Here is a 19,397-nt window from a genome sequence, read left to right on the forward strand (position 1 = left end):
CGAATACTCAATCAAAACGATCACATAAAGAAAAATGGTATAGTAGATAGAGAATGTTAGGAAGGATCGAATATTATGTTTACTAATGATATTTTAGAAAAAACAGCTATTTACGGTCATTTATTTAACAAGAATCATGACGAGGATCGTGTAAAGAAAGTAGCTTCTTTAGCACGAAAAGTAATGGATGAAGAATTTGTCATCGGATTTGCAGGTCATTTCTCTGCAGGTAAATCCTCCATGATCAATGCATTGACAGGCGAGGATTTTTTGCCGACCAGTCCAATCCCGACGAGCGCAAATATCGTCAAAGTGAAGAAGGCCGATGAAGAATTTGCAATCATCCATCGGACGGATGGCTCGCTCGTGAAGTACAAAGGTCATCGTTTCTTTGATGCGATCAAATCCTTCAGTAAAGACGGAGCTGAAATATCTCTTATCGAAATCGGGCATCCGGGATCCAAGTTACCAGAAGCGATAACAGTTATGGATACGCCAGGAGTTGACTCGACAGATGACGCACATCGGTTGTCTACAGAATCGGCACTTCACCTTGCAGATCTTGTGTTCTACACGATGGACTACAATCATGTCCAGTCGGAACTGAATTTCAAGTTCACAAAAGAATTATTGCGGTATAACACCAATGTCTATCTGATTATTAACCAAATTGACAAGCATCGGGAAAGTGAACTGCCTTTTGAGGACTTCAAAACGTCCGTTGAAGATTCTTTCAAACTATGGGGTGTGGAACCGAAAGGGATCTTCTATACATCCTTGAAATCCGATAATCTTCCTTTCAACGATTTTGAAAAAGTGAAAGACATCGTTGAAGGCTCGATTGTCAATTGGAAAGATCATTTCTTGGAGAATGCTGAACAATCGCTTTTGAAATTGAAAGAGGAGCACCTCGAATTTCTTGAAGATGAGAAATCCGAGTGCAGAGCGGCATATGCGGATATCGTTTCCGATGAAGAGTGGAATGAGTACGAAGAGCTATCGGCAGAATTGACTGGGTTGAAGAAACGTGCTTCCCTTCTGTCCGGGGATGAGTTGTACGCAACATTTGAAAGGGAACGGAACGAATTACTTAGAAACGCATCGATCAGCCCTTTTGAAACGCGCGAGCTATTGAAGGATTATTTGGAGTCGAAATCCCCTCGATTCAAGGTAGGCTTATTATTCGGTGCGAAAAAAACAGCAGAGGAAAGGGCGAGGAGGAAGGATCACTTAGCTTCCAACCTATCAAAGCTGATACATACACAAATTGAAGTGCATTTGAAAGCACTTATGAAAAAGACGCTCAAAGACGCAGGGTTAATGACGGATGGGCGGTCCATTACTATTGACGAAATGGATATGTCGGTGCCTTTCGAGGAGATTGACATAACTTTGAATGTTTCTGATGTCGTTACCGGAGATACTGTACTGAATATGGCGGAGCAGATGAAGACTGCCATCCAGCAGGTTTTCCGAAGACGTACAGAAGACTGGAAACAAGAAATGTCCGCAATTGCCGCATCCGCAGGTAATGAACAATTGGAAGCGCTCCTTCAAACAATCCAAACGCTTGAGCGAAAGCTTGCGGCCATTGCACAAGTGAACGAAATCGAACATCAACAGGCCGAGTTCACTGCTAGTCTAGCAGCACCGACTGCAGCCTTACAGGCTTCCGGTGATTCTTTACTCAAGAAGTGGGAAAAGAGGCCGGACATTGAAACGATTGAACCCGATGAATTGGAAACAGCGGCGGCAAAATTGACGGAAACTGAATCGGTCGAGCATAGCCAAGCAAGAACAATGGAAGTTCATTCTAAAGGTCCTGACGCGGATAGTATCATTGATCAGGCGCTTCATATCGCTCATTCGGTGATGAATATTCCCGGATTTTCGGAGACCGCCGAGTATTTGCGGAATAAAGCGGATCGGCTTTCTAATCAGGAGTTCACTGTCGCTTTATTCGGTGCGTTCAGCGCCGGGAAATCTTCCTTTTCCAATGCTTTGATCGGCGACCGTGTGCTGCCGGTTTCTCCTAACCCGACAACAGCCGCGATTAACAGGATCAGACCAATTGCAGCAGGGAAAAAGGATCGGACAGCGGATGTTCATTTAAAAACGAATAGCCAGATGACCGAAGATGTGGCAGTTTCATTTGAAGCGATCGGGATGCCGATCTCAACATTGGAAGACGCGTTCCAAAAAGCCGGTGTCGTCTTAGGGAAAGAGCTGGAAAACGAAAGCTTGCACATTCACAAAACATTCATTCGTGCATTTCAGACCGGCTACCCGGTATATAAGGATAAACTCGGGACTGTCATGAATGTCCATCAAACCGAATTTACCCGATTCGTCGCGGAGGAGGAACGGAGCTGCTTCGTCGACTCAATTGACTTGTATATTGACTGTCCTTTGACTAGGCAAGGCATCACCCTCGTCGATACACCGGGAGCAGACTCCATCAATGCGCGGCATACTGACGTCGCTTTCGAATATATAAGGAATGCTGACGCAATTCTTTTCATCACTTATTATAATCATGCCTTTGCGCGAGCCGACCGTGAATTCCTAATCCAGCTAGGACGAGTGAAAGATGCATTTGAATTGGATAAGATGTTCTTCATCGTTAATGCGATTGACTTGGCGAATGATGCGGAGGAAGCGGAGACCGTCCTTTCATTCGTTGAACAGGAATTGGCTGCTTTCGGGATCCGTCATCCACGAGTTCACGGCATTTCCAGCTTGCAGGCATTGGAAGCGAAGATCGACGGTCGTATGGATAGCTCCATGGAAGTCTTTGAACAGCATTTCAACCATTTCTTGAAGGATGACCTGAAAGGGCTTGCCGTTCAGGCATTGGACGAAGAAGCTGCTAAAGCCGTCAACAGGCTTGCAATATTAATTGAACGTGCGAAAGCAAATAAATCTCGTAAGGCCGAGCGCTTGGTGGAACTCGACCGATTTGAACAGGAGGTGCGGGCACGTTATGCACATGGTTTTGCAGAAGTGTTCCGCAAAGCTTCCAGCAATGAATTGAATGAATTGGTTTACTATATTTTACAGCGGGTATTTCTTCGGTTTGGAGACTTCTTCAAGGAAGGCTATAGTCCTTCCACATTCGCCAATCATACGGCGGAAAAAGCACTAACGATGGCACTTTCCGAAACGGTACACATGGTCGGTTTTGATTTGACACAAGAGTTGAAAGTGACCAATTTACGCATGCTCAATTTTATGAATAAGTTATTGAAGGAGCGGGAGCGTTCCGAAGTGCGGTTCCTTAACGGTCAGGACAGTTCCATTTCCCCTTCGCCGTATGAAACGGAAGAGTCCGAAATGCTGTCGTTCACCACGCCTTTCGAAAATCCTGCCATCTATAAAGATGTCAACCGTTCATTTAAAAATCAGAAGTCATTTTTCGAAAGAGGCGAACGGCTCGTATTGAAAAACCATCTGGAAGAACGGTTGAAACAAGATGCCGCTATCTATTTAGGTAAGGAAAAAGAACGGATAGAGTTTTGGTCAGAGCAGTGGATCGAGGCTGAAGCGGAAGGGTTGCGGCTTCATTTACTAAATCAGAGCATCAAGCAGATTGAATCCGAGCGCTCCCTCTTGCAGGATACCGAGCAATTGGAAGAATGGAGAGCAATCCATAAGAAAATTCAACTGAAGGGGATGGGTTGAAATGAGTGACGTTTTCAAGTCGGTCAATGAATTGGATACTAAAGATGTAAAATGGATTGATGCACGTTTTTCATTGCAGGACAGTGAATTGGGGAGAAAAAAGTTTGAAGAGGGGCATATTAAAGAGGCGCTCTACTGGCATCTCGAGAATGACCTATCCGATATGACGAAGAAAGCGGGAAGGCATCCATTGCCCGCCAAGGAGTCTTTGACATTATTATTCAGGAAGAGCGGTCTAGAACTCGATGACCAAATATTTATATATGATGACGGCGGCAGCCCTTTTGCGGCAAGGGCTTGGTGGATTCTTCAATACGGGGGATTCAAAAACTCCTTCATTTTACAGGAAGGTTTCGAGGAATTAGCGGCAATGGGGGTTCCTGTATCCAAAAGTACGGATCCGTCTGTACCTTCCAATGTCGTCCCTGTCTGGGATGACAGTATCTTTGCCACACGTGAATTCGTCGAAAAGACGGTAGAAGGGAAAACAGGCAATGTGCTGCTTGATGCACGTTCCGCTGAACGGTATCGCGGAGAAGTCGAACCGATCGACCCGATTGCCGGACGTATTCCCGGGGCATTGAATTTCGACTGGGAGCAGTTGAAAAAAGACGGTTCTTTTAACTTGAGTGATACTGTGGGTGAGCAGCTTGCCGAAATCGTGAAGCATGATGAAGGAATCGTCGTATACTGTGGAAGCGGTGTAACAGCCGCTCCGTTATTTGCGATGCTGAAACAAACTGGCTATGAGCACGTCAAGTTGTATGTAGGAAGTTATAGCGACTGGATTTCAAGGGAATTCGTAGAAGTGGCAAAGGGGTAAATGAAGGCGGTGGACCATGAAAATGCAATATGCAATTATAGGGGATGTTCATTCCTCAAAAGAGGATTTATCGGACGTCCTGTCCCATATTAAAGAACGGGCACCCGGAGCTGTTTTGATCGGCACCGGGGATCTGTTCGAATGTACGATCAGCAAGCGCTTTGTGAATGAACGCACGTTTGCAAGCCTTGAAGAAGTAATGCTTATACCCAAAGGTTTTGTAGAGCTGCTAACTTTCCCATCAGTAAAAGGGAATCAGGAAGAACGAATTTTGTTCATAACGGAAACGGATGACCCTTTACTTGGAATGTTGTCGGCAATGCCTGACAGAATCGAACTTGGCGAGGCGGAAGTGATCCACGGCCATCAATGGAAGTGGGGCGGTGAACCGTGGTCGTTATTGGAAGCGGAAGTGTCGAAAAACCTTACGTTCTACGGTCATAGCCACCGTTCAGGATTGCTGCGCAATGGAACTGAGGAAGAGGCCATCCTTTTCGATCATCCATATGACGTGAACGATGGCCAAACGCTCGTCAATGTCGGTGCAGTCGTTTCCGATAAGGAATGGTTGCTTTACGACAACATGCAAGACACCGTTACATTCATGAAGGCGAGGTAGGGTAGGGGGACAATAGCCGGAAGGGGAATGCTTCCCAGTATTATTCTTCCCCGTCCTTTTTCCCTTGTTTATGGATCGCTTCCCGGGCAAGTGCGTCCGCGGCGCGATTTTCGGTATCCGATATCCATTTGATGAAAAAGTAATCGAACGTTTTGGCAATGGATAGGATTTTATTCAAATAGTCCTTATGTAATTCGTTTTTCACAAACTCATTTTCCACAGCCGAGACGACAGCTTTGGAATCAGAGCGTGCCGAGACGATTCCCGTTGTCAGTTTTGCGGCCTCCTCTATTCCGCGAAGAAGGGCTATGAACTCTGCTGTATGATTGTTCGTCGGCTCGATTGGTTCGGAGAATTTGACAATCTTTCCTTCACCTTTGATGTATATCCCGATGCCGCTCTTGCCTGGATTTCCGGCACTGGCGCCATCAACGTACAATTCGATCATGCTTCATCTCTCCTTTTCTTTGTTGCAACCTGCTGAAAAGCATATTAGAATAAATGAACGACTTTACCGGGAGGCTGCTATGGATAAATTGACAGTCATGAATGAAATCAATGAAGTGCTTGATACGTATTGTGAAGGATGTTTTGTCAAAAGGCAACAAGCGAAGGACATCGGGAAAACAGGGGCGCATCAGTTTTGCATCCAAACGTGCACAATCGGGGAACAACTTCAATTTTTAGGGAATGAAATGAATAAATTGACAAAATAATATCCCGCCTGGATTTACTAGGCGGGATTTGTACATATACATATTCATCATTCATGTTATAGTCAAGACATTTGCCGCTTGGGGTCCGCGGTTACCTTCTATGATTTCGAAGGATACGGTCTGGCCTTCATTCAATGTCTTGAATCCTTCTGACATAATGCCAGTATAGTGGACAAACACGTCTTCACCGTTATCCGTTTCAATGAAGCCATAACCTTTTTCATTGCTGAACCATTTTACTTTACCTTGGTACATGCTTATTCCTCCCTCGGCATTTCAATGTCTTTCCCATTATTAACATGGATGCATTTACTATACATGAATCGACAATTAACGTCAATGACACGCCGAAATTTTCAGTCGAATCTAAATATAGATTTTATGATATACGGGATTTCCGCTTCAGGCGGACGCTTTCCAATCGAACAGCGAAGGGTTCGATGTGCCGTATTTCTACGCCTGATGCAGAAATTAAGACAGCCTGCGGGATCCTGCTCGCAACGCTGCGCTTGTGCTCGCAAACGCCGTTCTTCGTAACGGCGTTCGCTCCAATCCTTACATAGAAAATAAAAATGAGAAGGTGTTCAAATGGAAAAAATCATTGAAAGATGCACAGAGCAAGTGATTGATATCTATAGGCAGTTTGATGCGAGCCATGATTATGATCACATTTTACGGGTCATGAAAAGCGCTGAAGCTATTGCACGGACAATGCCTGTAGCGAATTTGACAGTCATTAGGCTTGCTGTCCTGTTGCATGATATCGATGATCCGAAATATAAAGAGATCGGAAACGTGACCCCACTGGAGCTGTTGCGGTCTGCTGGTGCAGCTGATAAATTGACAGCGAAGGTTCTTGAAACGATCAGAAGCGTTTCGTTCAATGGCGGCAACGAAGAAGAGATTGTTTCAATTGAAGGTGCGATTGTTAGGGATGCGGATCGCCTCGACGCAATCGGCGCAATAGGTATTGCCCGGACGTTCGCTTTTGGAGGGGCGAGGGGAAGGAAATTATACGATGCGGATGAAATCGCGAGGACAGAAATGTCCGAGGATGATTACCGTTCCAGGAACACGGCTTCCGTCACGCATTTTTATGAGAAGCTGCTTTTATTGAAAGATTTGATGGTGACCGAGGAAGGAAAGCGTCTTGCCGAGGAGCGCCACGCCTTCATGATTGATTTCTTGGAACAATTGAAGGCGGAAACCGGTTTTGATGGAAACGGCAAATAAGCTGCCATAATGGTTTCGTGGTTTGGTTAACAATTATTTTTCAAATGAAAAAGTGAGTTGAAGAGTAAAACCCCTTGGAGGTCCAAGGGTTTTTTTGATAATGAGTTTTAAGTTGTTTTATTAATGTTATATATATTGCAAGTAAGAAAAAGCCATTATAAACTTGTTCTTCCACTATAACTGTGCCTATGGGGATTAGCACCATTTACAGTAGTAAAACCACTAAATTCATGATAATGACCGCCGTTAGGTAGGGGAATAGCTGGACCAGTAACTCCATGAATCTCATGTCGATGTCGATCATCGACTGATGTAAAAGTAAAGTATCTATGAGTGTGTGGTACACCACTTGGGGCTGGTTCAGTAGTTCCGGCATATCTGTGATTATGTCCTACATCGAAAGAAGTGACACCTCTAAATTCGTGGACATGCGCAGGTACGGGTCTTCCATCCCATTGAGTAATAAAAAGCTGATGGGAATGCACAGGGTCAGAATCATCTGAATGATACATGAATCCAGAAACCGGTATTTCCAAAAATATAACTCCTTTTCCCTTTTTCATACTATATGTATGGAAGGTAGAAAGGTTAAACTATTGTCGATAAGGCGATTTATAGGAGATCTAATTTTATTCGTCTATTCATAAATCTTTTGTTGGACCAATTGAAGTTTAGCGATGTTAACTATAGGCGAATGCACAGACTGTCATACCTTACATTACATAACCTAAACTGACATCAAAAGGAGGAGAAATATTGACACGATTTGATTTTGATCGCGACAGATACGATGATGATGACTATGAATACGACAGTTATGGAAGACGTCGTAGAAGACGTCGCCCACGTTTTCAATACCCATTTTTCCCGATTTACCCATTCTACCCATTCTACCCACCATACCCACCATACTCTCGCTATCCATACTATCCATACTACAACCAACCATACAACCGTCCTTACGGCTATTAATAGATAAGATGCCTACTCTCTAAATACAAGGACCGAAGTATTTTTCAGATACTGTCGGTCACTTTTCGTTTATCATATGAGAATGCGACTTATCTAGTATTGAGTAAAGATTAGAGTTAAAAATCATGGAACAATTTCAAAGATGGTTCCTTTGTTGTAGTCAGTCACATTCATAGAGCCATAAACCCCTAAATAAAGCTTGGTTTTATTTAGATTTGTTCCTAAACTAACATAATAAGCTGATTGAGAACCAAAATTATAATCAGTTTGTACAACACTAAAATCATTTAGTTTACCATCTGTTCTTACCCTCGTATAAGCTAAAACCCCTCTCCCCGGAAGTTGGGATGCCTCGTCCCGGGCGATATCGGTAAACACAACACTTCCTGTTAAATCGGGTATTCCATTCCCCGTGTAGGCTTGCACTCCTGTAAGCGCAGTTCCTCCAAACTTATCGGGTCGGGGATCTTGATGAAAATAACTAGTTAAAGGCTGAAGACGCTTGAATGAGGTTTCTACTGCATCATTGTAATAAGCAAATGTTTTTTCATCCAAAGTCGGATTTGCAGAGCAACCCCTTATTATTGAAGTAGGAAAAGCACCTTCCCACCCACGCCAGCCAAAGTTAATAAATCCTTCCTGGTCAGGTTGAGATTTTAGTAAAGAAGCTTGAATGAGCTGAGTAACCGGTATTGGTTTATATTGAACGAATGAAAAAATTGACTCTACTAAATCCTGGCCGACATTTCCCACATACTTGATATATTGATTGTAAAACCTTTGATATGAAATGCCTGGTATATTTCGAACCCCTTTAGCAATTACAGTTAGTGTTTCCTGAATGCTTACTGGAAGTTCATTAAAACGTGTGACTACGGGTGGATTATTGATAAATGTATTCTTAGTTACATCAATTTCAATTATTTTACCCGCTATTTCCATATCGTTCTGACTTAAGTTAAATGGATCATAGCCAGATCCACCATCTCCGGTTGTTAACACAAGTTTTCCTGTTTCAGGTGAAAAGTTTAAGCTGTTGACACCGTTATGATTAAAAAATGGTCTTCTTAAATTAAGTAACGTCCGCCGTTTTTGAGGTTGACCATTTGGTTGTATAATCCATTCTTCAACTGTATCAATATGATCATATTGCGTTTCTCTATTTACCCACCTAAGGTTTAAGGTACTAGGGTCACACGGATTAGGATTAAAAAATTCAGGAAGAGCATTACGAGCAGGTCTTGCAGCTTCTGACTGAGGTAGAGCACCTGGTCCTTGTGTTCCAGCTACTGAATAATGAAGATAAAACAAACCGTTATAATAAAAACTGGGATGAAACGCTAGACCAAGCAATCCCCGTTCGTCATAACCTCCACCAGCAGCACCTAGTTTTAAGACTCGCGGACGAATATCTAAAAAAGTTCTTATATCTCCGTTTCCTATGTAATAGATTTCTCCTATCTGGGTTGCAATAAATAATCTTTCGACTGTGTCACCCGGAAGTACTGTTGTTTTCAAAACAGTAGGTAAGTTTATGTTTTGTACTAGGGGCCGTAAACCAACCTTAACTTCTCTTATCAAACTTTACACTCCTTCTTATTGTTTTCTATTTTTAAGAATATGATTAGAACTTTTCTATTAGCACCCAATTTGACCTTCGAGATAAGTTTAGAAAGCCATATGATTACATAAACAATAAAAAACATCATCTATAAAAGATGATGTAAGTTACTTAAACCTTGTTGTACAAAGGTTTGATTTTATGGGATTTTTTGGTTACGAGTTAATTATTCATCATTCCACGAGGATACCCGCTTTTTTCAATTCGATTTCGGCATTATCGATTTGATGTTGTTCGTCGGCGATAACCGTATGGAGATGGATGCCTCCCTCAGCTAGATTGGAAAGGTATACCGCATTGGCTTCGTTGACTCGCCTTATAAATTCCTTCACTTCCAGCCGATTCGCCACCATGATGGAAGCACTCAAATCTCCATAGACAGAGTGCTCGACTTTTACATCTTTAACAGTCAAGCCGTGATCGACGAGGATGTTCAACTCCTCCTCGGTCTGTTCCGGTGTATGATGGCAGACGAGTACTTTCTCAATTTTCTCCGGTCCAACAGAGGCGTGCATATATATGTACCCTTGACTCGTAGCAAGGATCGGTTCCTTCTTCGCTTTTAATAATGTAATATCTCCGACGATGACTTGGCGGCTGACATTTGTCAGTTCACCAAGCTCTTTGCCTGTCATCGGGTTTTCGGCTTTCTGCAAAGTTTCCAAAATCAATTGCCGGCGTTCTTCTCCGGGCATTTTCTCAGTTCCAGTCAATGTCATCCCTCCATTTCAACCATTTTACCATATCCGTTGCCACAGTTTCGTGTATAATGAAAAAATACATAGCAGAAGGGGGATTTACGATGACCAATTCAGTAATCGAAGTTGAAAATACCTTGAATCCGAAAACGAAGCCGGCATTCGATCAGCTTTCCTTCGGGACGATATTTACCGACCATATGTTTACGATGGATTATTCGGAAGGGCAAGGCTGGCGCGATCCGAAAATTGTTCCGTATGAACCGATCTTGCTCGATCCTGCGGCAATGGTATTCCATTACGGCCAAACAGTGTTCGAAGGACTGAAGGCATATGTGACGGATGATGAAGAAGTGCTCCTTTTCCGACCCGAAGAGAATATGAAAAGATTAAACCGTTCGAATGAAAGGCTTTGCATTCCGGCTTTCGATGAAGAACTCGCTCTTTCCGGTCTTCGAAAACTGATCCAAGTTGATAAAGACTGGATTCCCAATATTGAAGGGACATCTCTTTATATCCGGCCATTCATCTTTGCGACGCAACCGTATCTTGGTGTCGCTCCATCGAAAACGTACCGCTTCATGATCATTCTTTCGCCGGTCGGTGCCTATTATAAAGAAGGCATCAACCCAGTCAAGATTGCTGTCGAATCCGAATTCGTCCGTGCGGTAACAGGTGGGACAGGCAGTGCGAAAACAGCAGGTAACTACGCAGGCGCGATGAAAGCGCAGGAAGTGGCGGAAGCTAAAGGCTATTCGCAAGTGCTATGGCTCGATGGAAAGGAACATCGATACATCGAGGAAGTCGGTGCGATGAACGTCTTCTTCAAGTTGAACGGGGAAGTGGTCACACCTGAGCTCAATGGAAGCATTCTGGAAGGAATCACACGAAAATCCGTCATCGAATTGCTGCAGCATTGGGACATTCCTATTACCGAACGTAAGATTTCCATGGAAGAGCTTTACGAAGCATATCAGTCGGGGATCTTGGAAGAAGCGTTCGGCACGGGAACTGCGGCGGTCATCTCTCCAATCGGTGAGCTTTATTGGAACGAAAAGAAAATCACTGTCAATAACGGAGAGATCGGCGACTTGGCACAAAGAGTCTATGACACGATGACGGGCATCCAGACCGGAAGAGCGGAAGACCCGTTCGGATGGCGGATGACAGTTGACGTTGAAACAGTAAAGTAAGTACAAGCATCCTGTCGTAGCGGCAGGGTGTTTTTTACGAATTTATAAGAAAGGGGTATCGATTTTGCAAATTACACAAGTGACAATCCGCGAGATGAAAATGAGAATGAAAGAGCCTTTTTCAACGAGTTTCGGCACGATGCAGGATAAGCACTTTCTGTTATTGGAAGTGCATGATGAGCTGGGGAACACGGGCTGGGGAGAATCGGTCGCCTTCGATGCCCCGTGGTATACGGAGGAGACTGTGGAAACGAGCTTGCATATGCTTCGCGATTTCCTTATCCCTCTTCTGCTTGGAAAGGACATTAGCCATCCTGATGACGTCGGCAGCCTCTTTGCGCCGATCCGTGGCAACAATATGGCAAAGGCCTCTCTAGAGTGCGCCATTTGGGATCTGTACGCGAAACGGAAAGGCATTTCATTGGCAGAAGCGTTAGGCGGTCAACGCGAGCGGATTGAAGTCGGCATCAGCATTGGGATTCAAAAGGATTTAGCCGATTTGGTTGATAAAGTGCAAAGGTATTTGGAGGAAGGCTATAAACGGATCAAAGTGAAAATCAAGCCTGGAGCTGATGTTGAAGTCCTCCGGGGATTGAGATCCGCTTTTCCTCACGTTCCGCTCATGGCGGATGCAAATTCGGCTTATTCATTAGATGATATCGACCTGTTGAAGCGGTTGGATGAATTCAACCTTCTGATGATTGAGCAGCCGCTCGCACACGATGATATTATCGACCACGCCGTCTTGCAGAAACAGTTGAAGACGCCGATCTGTCTTGATGAAAGCATCAATTCATTTGAAGACGCAAGGAAAGCGGTCGAGCTTGGAAGCACTAAAGTCATCAATGTGAAAATCGGTAGAGTCGGCGGCTTGTCTGAAGCAAAGCGGATCCATGATTATTGCATGGAGAAAGGGATTCACGTCTGGTGCGGCGGCATGCTGGAGGCGGGAATCGGGCGCGCCCATAATATTGCATTAACATCACTCCCGAATTTCACTCTTCCAGGCGATACGGCAGGTTCGTCCCGTTATTGGGAAAAGGATATCATCGATCCTGAAGTAATCGTGGAGAATGGCTATATCACTGTGCCGACCGCTCCGGGAATCGGTTTTACGCCAAATCTCCGCACCATTGAGGAATTTACGACGGACATTTGGCATTTTAAAGAAAATTGATTGTCATCTATGATTTTACGAAAATGCAACTTCTCTAGCGAAATATCCGGCTAATGGATTGATGAAGTGCGCAAATTCCAGTAAAATGAATGTAGGTTTTGTAGAGAGGAAGTTTACATGTGAAAAAAATAATCAATGCCCTTGCTGTCGGCTCGCTTGTTCTTCTGCTGGCTGCTTGCAGCAGTTCAGGAACGGCTCAAAAGAAAATGACGGCTGGAGATTTATTGGATAAATCACAAGAAGCGATGGAAAATTCGTTGAAAGCTGTACGAGCCCATATTGTGTACGATGATTACGCAGTGACTGTATATGACGGAGATATCGAAAATCCTGAAAAAGCAGGCGCAAAATTCGATATGACGATTGACGCTTTCCTTGATCCGATGAAAGTACGCCAAAAATCGATCATTTCCCCGCGCGGCGTAAAAAGCTGGAAGCAAGATTTATATCAAGTGGGCGACCGGACGTTTGCAAAGCCTGAAAATGAAAGCGATTGGGAAGAGCTGCCATCTGGGTCGATCGAAGAATTGTTCGGAACGCTGGCTGCCGAATCGCATCCAATGCTTGATCTGTCCAAATTCAAAGAATTCGAAGATGAGTTTGTACTCGAACCGATCGAGTATGGTTATGCATTGAAATTGTCACTAGACCGCAACGATTACAAGCGGATTAAAGAACTTTTCCCGGATATCGGACCATCTCAGGATGGCTTCAACATCGTTGACAAAGTTGAATTGGTCATCACTTTCAATAAAAGCACATCTTACGTGACGAGTTTCAAATGGTCTTCCGATATGAGGAATTATCGTGATGGTAATTCATATCGTTCTCGTCAGAAATTGAACGCGACGTATAGTTATTTTAATGATATCGAAGATTTCAAGCTTCCAGAGAAAGTTAGTAGTATGACAGCGGAATGAAACGAAGAAGCATCTATCCAAACGGGATAGATGCTTTTTTTTATTGCAGAATATAAGGCTATTGGACTATTAAGCGATAATCTACTTTCCATTTTTCCCAATTGGCAATAAGGACCATTGAATATGAACATCTGTTCTGGGTATACTATACAGAACGGATGTTCTTTTTACTTTCGGGAGGGATATGCATGTATGAAGATTTGCCGGACCGGAAAATTGTATGTCTGGATATGCGAAGCTTCTATGCCAGTTGTGCGGCTGCAATCGAAGGGCTCGATGTTATGGATACGCCGATTGCGATTATCGGCAATAAAGAACGGAAAGGGGGCATCGTCCTGGCTGCTTCTCCCGCGTTGAAGAAGGAATTCGGTGTGCAGACCGGAATGCGGCTCTATGAAATCCCGGATGACCCATCCATACGGCTGATTGAGCCGAAAATGCAGTTTTACATTGATGTTTCAATGGAAATCGCCAAAAATTTGAATCGCTACGTACCGAAAGAGGCAATCCATGTCTATTCCGTCGACGAAAGCTTCATTGACTTGGGAGGGACCGAGCGGCTATGGGGTGACCCTGAGGAAACGGTCGAGCGAATCCAAGACGAGCTTGTCAGCCAATACCAGCTCCGATCCGCCTGTGGAATGGGTCCGAATATGCTGATGGCGAAGCTCGCCCTTGACTTGGATGCGAAAAAGACCGGCTTTGCCCGCTGGACGTATGAAGATGTACCGAAGAGGTTATGGCCGGTCGCCCCGCTCAGCCGAATGTGGGGCATCGGCAGCCGACTTGAAAAGACGTTGAACAATATGGGGATCTTCTCAGTAGGCGATTTAGCCCGTACGCCTCTCGAACGGCTTGAAACGAAATTTGGCATCATGGGTAATCAATTGTATCATCATGCGCACGGCATCGACTTGTCCGATCTCGGTGCGCCGCTCATTGAAGGACAGATCAGCTACGGAAAGGGGCAGATTCTATACCGCGATTACACAAAGCGGGAAGACATCCTCGCTGTCATCCTCGAAATGTGTGAAGATGTCGCATTGCGGGCGAGGCAGGCAGGCAAGGCGGGTCGGACGGTCCATCTGTCCATTGGCTATTCGAAGAATTCACTTGGAGGAGGCTTCGGCCGTTCCCGTTCGATGCATGAGGCGACAAATGACACGATGGCTATTTACCGGCTTTGCACAAAGCTGCTCGACGAATTCCACGACGGCCGTCCCGTACGGCGCATCGCCATCAGCTTGGCAAATCTTGAAAACGAATATGCCATGCAGCTCAGCCTTTTCGATCAGCATAAATGGCGCAATCGCCAACTCGGGGAAGCAATGGATTCATTGCGCAAAAAATACGGCTCCACAGCTATATTGCGAGCAGTTTCCTACACAGACGCAGGAACCGCCGTCCATCGCTCCAAACTCATCGGCGGGCATTACAAGTAGACGCATATAAAAAAGACCATCCAACTTGGTCAGGAGTCGGGTGTCTATTAGCCAACATCATTTAGTTTTCGTTTTAATTCAGCCAACTCACCTTCAAGTTTCTCTGCGTGTCAACAGGTATTTTTTCACCTCATCTTTGTTGGTCATTTCTTGTATTATGGAAATTCGTGGAATAATTCCCTATAGTTATCAATTGAACTTTTAAATTAAGTATCTTCTAGGATTGGAGCGGAAGGCGGCGACGCCCGCGGAAAGCGTCCGCCTGAAGCGGAAATCCGGTTATTAATTAGTCAAGGGAGATGATAAGATGATCCGTGATCGAGGACGTATTAAATGGACGTCGATGATGCTGCCCGAACATCTCGAACAGCTGCGCGAATGGCAAAAAGAAGACGAGCATCAACTAAGGCAACAGCCCGATGAACAGCAACTCGAACAATGGAACTATCAAATCCACGAAGCTGCAGAAAGGAATTTGCAAATTTCCATACACTATTGGGACCACGAAAAAGTAGCGGAAAGCAAAGGATACATCCAAAAAATCAACACGCTGGACGGAACGTTGCACCTCATTTCCGACAACGGCGAAACACATCGCATCCCCTTTGTCCACCTGAAAAGTATTTCAGAATCCGAATAATTTGAGTTTCGTACCTTTTCTATTGTTCGGACTTTTGATAGACTATTCAAAGATAGAGAAAAAGGGGGATTACTTTGAAAGTTTTACTGCAGCTTGGCTGGTTTTTCAAACAACGGAAGAAACAATATGGACTTGGCGTCGCAGCGCTCGTGTTCGTTTCCTTATTGCAATTGCTTCCTCCAAAAATCATCGGCTTGATTGTCGATGATATTACGGAAGCCACATTGACAGCTTCCGAGCTGACGAAATGGCTCATCATCTTAGCAATCGCGGGAATTCTCATGTACGTGTCCCGTTATTACTGGCGCGTGATGATCTTCGGCTCTGCGGTTCTTTTATCGCGAACGATGCGGGAGAAATTATTCAATCATTTTACAAGAATGTCACCTTCCTTTTATCAAAAAAGAAGGGTTGGGGACTTGATGGCCCATGCGACGAATGACATCAACGCCGTTCAACAGACGGCAGGAATGGGAATTTTGACGCTTGTCGACTCCATTTCCACGGGCGGTTTCGTCATCTTGACAATGGCATTGACCATCAACTGGAAATTGACAGTCATTGCACTAATTCCGTTTCCATTCATGATTTTCCTGACAAGCTATTACGGTAGATTGCTGCGCAAGCGTTTCCGCTTTGCACAAGAGGCATTCTCCAATCTAAATGATAAGACGCAAGAAAGCATTTCTGGCATAAAAGTAATCAAAACATTCGGTCAGGAAAAGGAAGATATTGAAGATTTTACGGATCTTTCAACGGATGTAGTCGCGAAAAATATGAGAGTGGCAAAAGTCGATGCACTATTCGATCCTACCATCACAGGCATATTTGCGGTATCTTACATCCTATCTTTCTACTTCGGAACAAAATTCATCATCTCAGGGGATATGTCCATCGGTGATATGGTCGCGTTCAGTACATACCTGGGACTGCTTGTATGGCCAATGCTCGCTTTCGGGTTTCTATTCAATATTGTGGAACGCGGAAATGCTTCGTACAGCCGTATTACGGAACTATTGTCCATCAATCCGGATATTAAGGACGTCACAGGAGCCATCGATCGCCGGCCGGAAGGGGATCTTCACTTCGACGTCGATGAATTCAAATTTCCAGACGATGAAAGCGCGGCACTCCATAACGTCCATTTCACTTTGAAGCGCGGAGAGACGCTAGGCATTGTCGGAAAGACCGGCTCCGGAAAAACGGCAATCCTGAAATTATTGTTGAGAGAATTTGAAGGGTATAAAGGAAGCATCGTATATGGCGGCCACCCGATCAATCAATACAAACAACAGCGTTTACGCGAGTCAATCGGCTACGTGCCACAGGATCATTTCCTATTCTCAACGACGATTGCGGAAAATATCGCGTTCACAAATCCGAAAATTGATCGGGAAAAGATTTATGAAGCAGCAAGGCTAGCTCATATCCACGATGATATTGAAGGATTCGCAGAAGGCTATGAAACAGTCGTTGGGGAACGTGGGGTTTCCTTGTCCGGAGGCCAGAAGCAACGAGTATCCATTGCACGCGCACTAATCATGCAACCCGAATTGCTCATTTTGGATGATTCGCTGTCAGCGGTTGACGCAAAAACCGAAGAAGCGATCCTCGAGTCACTGAAGCGGACACGGACAGGCGAGACGACAGTCATTACGTCCCACCGATTAAGCGCCATCCAGCATGCCCATAAAATAATCGTCATGCATGAAGGTACGATTGTCGAGGCGGGCACACATGAAGAATTGATTGCATTGGACGGAAGATATAAGGAAATGTACGACTTGCAGCAATTGGAAGTACTTGTCGAGCAAGGAGGGGAAGAGTGATGCAGTTGGAAAAACAGCCTAAATTGACAGCGAAGGATCAATGGAAAGTGTTCAAGCGGTTGATGCGCTATGCAATTCCACATAAAGTAAGCATCTCAATCGCATTATTCTTCCTTGTTTTAACAATAGCAGGAAGCATTATCGGCCCACTCATCATCCAATCATTCATCGATAATTATTTGACGCCGCTCAACTTCCCGAAGAATGAAGTGATGACGCTTGCGCTCGTCTACATCGGGTTGCAAATATTCATTGTCGTCGTGTCCTATTTTCAGTCGCTCCGTTTTCAGGACATCGCCTTAAAGGTCATTCAACAAATGAGGATCGATGTGTTCTCGAAAGTCCAAGGGCTAGGTATGCGTTACTTTGACAGGACACCTGCAGGAAGCATCGTGTCACGAGTGACGAACGACACGGAATCAATCAAAGAGATGTTTGTCAGTGTCGTTGTCACGTTCCTGCAAGCAATTTTCGTCATTATCGGTGTCTATATCGCTCTCTTTTCACTAGATGTGAAACTATCGTTTGCATCCATGGTGCTTTTGCCGTTATTCTTGGCAATCATCATCGTTTACCGACGATACAGTGCGGATTTCTATCAAGATATCCGGGAGAGACTGAGCCAATTGAATGCCAAGATTGCCGAATCATTATCAGGCATGGGCATGATTCAGGCTTTCCGGCAAGAGGAGCGTTTGTCTAAGGAGTTCGATGATATCAACGAGGGACACTATCGCGCAGGCATGCGGAACATCAAATTTGATAGTGTGCTGTTAGGACCATTCATCGACTTGCTATATGCATTCGCAATCGTTTGCGTCCTTGGCTATTTCGGATTCATGTCACTGGATAGTGCTGTCGAAGTAGGGATCATCTATGCGTTCACAACGCTGATCGGCCGTTTATTCCAACCGGTCCAACAAGTGATGCAGCGGATGTCCATTTTCCAACAGGCGCTCGTTTCGGCGTCACGTGTATTTAAATTAATGGATGATCCTGACATGGAGCCTGCGCAACAGGAAACCGAGCATAAGGAAATCCAGGAAGGAACGATCGAATTCCGGAATGTGACGTTTTCCTACGACGGCAAGAACGATGTATTGAAAAATATTTCTTTCACTGCGAATGCCGGCGAAACCGTTGCGTTGGTCGGTCATACGGGAAGCGGAAAGAGCTCCATCATCAATTTGCTCATGAGGTTCTATGAGTACGGCCAAGGAGAAATCCTCATTGACGGTGTTTCCTTGAAGGACTTGCCAAAAGCGGAACTGAGGAAGAAAATTGGATTAGTTCTACAGGATCCATTCCTGTTCTATGGGGATATCGAAAGCAATATACGCCTTCATAATGAAGGGATGTCCTCGGAGGAAGTACGTGCCGCAGCCGAATTCGTCCAGGCGAATGAATTTATTGAAAAGCTGCCGGATAAATATTCACAGAAAGTGACGGAGCGGGGATCGACGTTCTCAAGCGGACAGCGCCAACTTGTCGCGTTCGCACGGACAATCGCGACAAATCCGAAAATCCTTGTGTTGGATGAAGCGACTGCTAATATCGATACGGAAACGGAAGTCGCCATCCAAGCAAGCCTGGAAAAAATGCGGAAGGGCCGGACCACAATTGCCATCGCCCATCGGTTGAGCACAATCCAGGATGCCGAACTGATCCTCGTCCTCCACCAAGGTGAGATTGTCGAACGCGGAAACCACCAGCAATTGCTGACGCAAAAAGGATTGTATTATATGATGTATCAGCTTCAAAATGGAATTATGGATGACGCAATATAAGTGATAGATGAACCGGCTTGCTTGCATTAATAACACAATGCGATGC

General features: G+C 44.7%; 18 protein-coding genes. 12 read left to right on the forward strand and 6 right to left on the reverse strand.

Features of this window, described 5'->3' with window-relative positions; all coding sequences use genetic code 11:
* The first annotated feature begins 75 nt into the window (after positions 1-75).
* The 3 genes from OC538_RS02010 to OC538_RS02020 are packed head-to-tail and all read left to right on the forward strand — an operon-like array spanning position 76 to position 5,123.
* Positions 76-3,681: a dynamin family protein gene (locus OC538_RS02010; protein WP_262173040.1), complete on the forward strand. Its 3,606-nt coding sequence runs from the start codon at positions 76-78 to the stop codon at positions 3,679-3,681.
* Position 3,682: 1 nt separating this feature from the next.
* Complete coding sequence (locus OC538_RS02015) at positions 3,683-4,504, forward strand: sulfurtransferase (RefSeq protein WP_262173041.1); 822 nt, start codon at positions 3,683-3,685, stop codon at positions 4,502-4,504.
* Between the two features lie 16 nt (positions 4,505-4,520).
* Entirely contained in the window at positions 4,521-5,123 is a 603-nt protein-coding gene (locus OC538_RS02020) for a metallophosphoesterase family protein (RefSeq protein WP_251694615.1), read from the forward strand.
* A gap of 40 nt (positions 5,124-5,163) precedes the next feature.
* Here the strand turns inward: OC538_RS02020 and OC538_RS02025 are convergent, their stop codons facing one another.
* Entirely contained in the window at positions 5,164-5,571 is a 408-nt protein-coding gene (locus OC538_RS02025; protein WP_251694614.1) for a ribonuclease HI family protein, read from the reverse strand.
* Positions 5,572-5,650: 79 nt separating this feature from the next.
* Between OC538_RS02025 and OC538_RS02030 the strand changes: the two genes are divergently transcribed.
* On the forward strand, positions 5,651-5,839 hold the full coding sequence (locus tag OC538_RS02030; protein WP_262173042.1) for a zinc-finger domain-containing protein: 189 nt from the start codon (positions 5,651-5,653) through the stop codon (positions 5,837-5,839).
* Between the two features lie 51 nt (positions 5,840-5,890).
* Here the strand turns inward: OC538_RS02030 and OC538_RS02035 are convergent, their stop codons facing one another.
* Positions 5,891-6,094: a cold-shock protein gene (locus OC538_RS02035; RefSeq protein ID WP_251694612.1), complete on the reverse strand. Its 204-nt coding sequence runs from the start codon at positions 6,092-6,094 to the stop codon at positions 5,891-5,893.
* A gap of 333 nt (positions 6,095-6,427) precedes the next feature.
* Between OC538_RS02035 and OC538_RS02040 the strand changes: the two genes are divergently transcribed.
* The gene (locus tag OC538_RS02040) at positions 6,428-7,072 is read left to right on the forward strand and encodes an HD domain-containing protein (protein ID WP_262173043.1); all 645 of its coding nucleotides are present in this window, start codon (positions 6,428-6,430) and stop codon (positions 7,070-7,072) included.
* A gap of 155 nt (positions 7,073-7,227) precedes the next feature.
* Here OC538_RS02040 and OC538_RS02045 read toward each other — a convergent pair whose 3' ends face one another.
* From OC538_RS02045 to OC538_RS02060, 4 genes are all read right to left on the reverse strand, one after another.
* Entirely contained in the window at positions 7,228-7,608 is a 381-nt protein-coding gene (locus OC538_RS02045) for a YmaF family protein (protein WP_251694610.1), read from the reverse strand.
* A gap of 202 nt (positions 7,609-7,810) precedes the next feature.
* The gene (locus tag OC538_RS02050; protein WP_262173044.1) at positions 7,811-8,017 is read right to left on the reverse strand and encodes a hypothetical protein; all 207 of its coding nucleotides are present in this window, start codon (positions 8,015-8,017) and stop codon (positions 7,811-7,813) included.
* A 150-nt stretch (positions 8,018-8,167) separates the two neighbouring features.
* Positions 8,168-9,622, reverse strand: coding sequence for a PQQ-dependent sugar dehydrogenase (locus tag OC538_RS02055; RefSeq protein ID WP_262175088.1), 1,455 nt, complete (start codon positions 9,620-9,622; stop codon positions 8,168-8,170).
* Positions 9,623-9,838: 216 nt separating this feature from the next.
* Positions 9,839-10,378 (reverse strand): transcription repressor NadR, encoded by a 540-nt coding sequence (locus tag OC538_RS02060; protein WP_262173045.1) that lies wholly within the window; start codon positions 10,376-10,378, stop codon positions 9,839-9,841.
* 89 nt (positions 10,379-10,467) lie between these two features.
* Here OC538_RS02060 and OC538_RS02065 point away from each other — a divergent pair, with 89 nt between their 5' ends.
* The 7 genes from OC538_RS02065 to OC538_RS02095 all read left to right on the forward strand — a co-directional run bounded on the left by OC538_RS02065 (position 10,468) and on the right by OC538_RS02095 (position 19,351).
* On the forward strand, positions 10,468-11,556 hold the full coding sequence (locus OC538_RS02065) for a branched-chain amino acid aminotransferase (RefSeq protein ID WP_251694607.1): 1,089 nt from the start codon (positions 10,468-10,470) through the stop codon (positions 11,554-11,556).
* 64 nt (positions 11,557-11,620) lie between these two features.
* On the forward strand, positions 11,621-12,733 hold the full coding sequence (gene menC / locus OC538_RS02070) for an o-succinylbenzoate synthase (protein ID WP_262173046.1): 1,113 nt from the start codon (positions 11,621-11,623) through the stop codon (positions 12,731-12,733).
* 119 nt (positions 12,734-12,852) lie between these two features.
* Positions 12,853-13,653, forward strand: coding sequence for a DUF6612 family protein (locus tag OC538_RS02075; RefSeq protein WP_262173047.1), 801 nt, complete (start codon positions 12,853-12,855; stop codon positions 13,651-13,653).
* Positions 13,654-13,841: 188 nt separating this feature from the next.
* On the forward strand, positions 13,842-15,095 hold the full coding sequence (locus OC538_RS02080; protein WP_262173048.1) for a DNA polymerase thumb domain-containing protein: 1,254 nt from the start codon (positions 13,842-13,844) through the stop codon (positions 15,093-15,095).
* Positions 15,096-15,402: 307 nt separating this feature from the next.
* Complete coding sequence (locus OC538_RS02085) at positions 15,403-15,735, forward strand: YolD-like family protein (RefSeq protein WP_251694603.1); 333 nt, start codon at positions 15,403-15,405, stop codon at positions 15,733-15,735.
* A gap of 74 nt (positions 15,736-15,809) precedes the next feature.
* Positions 15,810-17,564 carry an ABC transporter ATP-binding protein gene (locus OC538_RS02090; RefSeq protein WP_251694602.1) on the forward strand — a complete coding sequence of 585 codons (1,755 nt, stop codon included), beginning with the start codon at positions 15,810-15,812 and terminating at the stop codon, positions 17,562-17,564.
* Positions 17,564-19,351, forward strand: coding sequence for an ABC transporter ATP-binding protein (locus OC538_RS02095; protein WP_251695285.1), 1,788 nt, complete (start codon positions 17,564-17,566; stop codon positions 19,349-19,351). Before OC538_RS02090 ends, OC538_RS02095 begins: the two co-directional genes overlap by 1 nt.
* Positions 19,352-19,397 lie beyond the last annotated feature (46 nt).

It is taken from the genome of Saccharococcus sp. Marseille-Q5394, assembly GCF_946901335.1.
Lineage (GTDB): Bacteria > Bacillota > Bacilli > Bacillales_A > Planococcaceae > Sporosarcina > Sporosarcina luteola_C.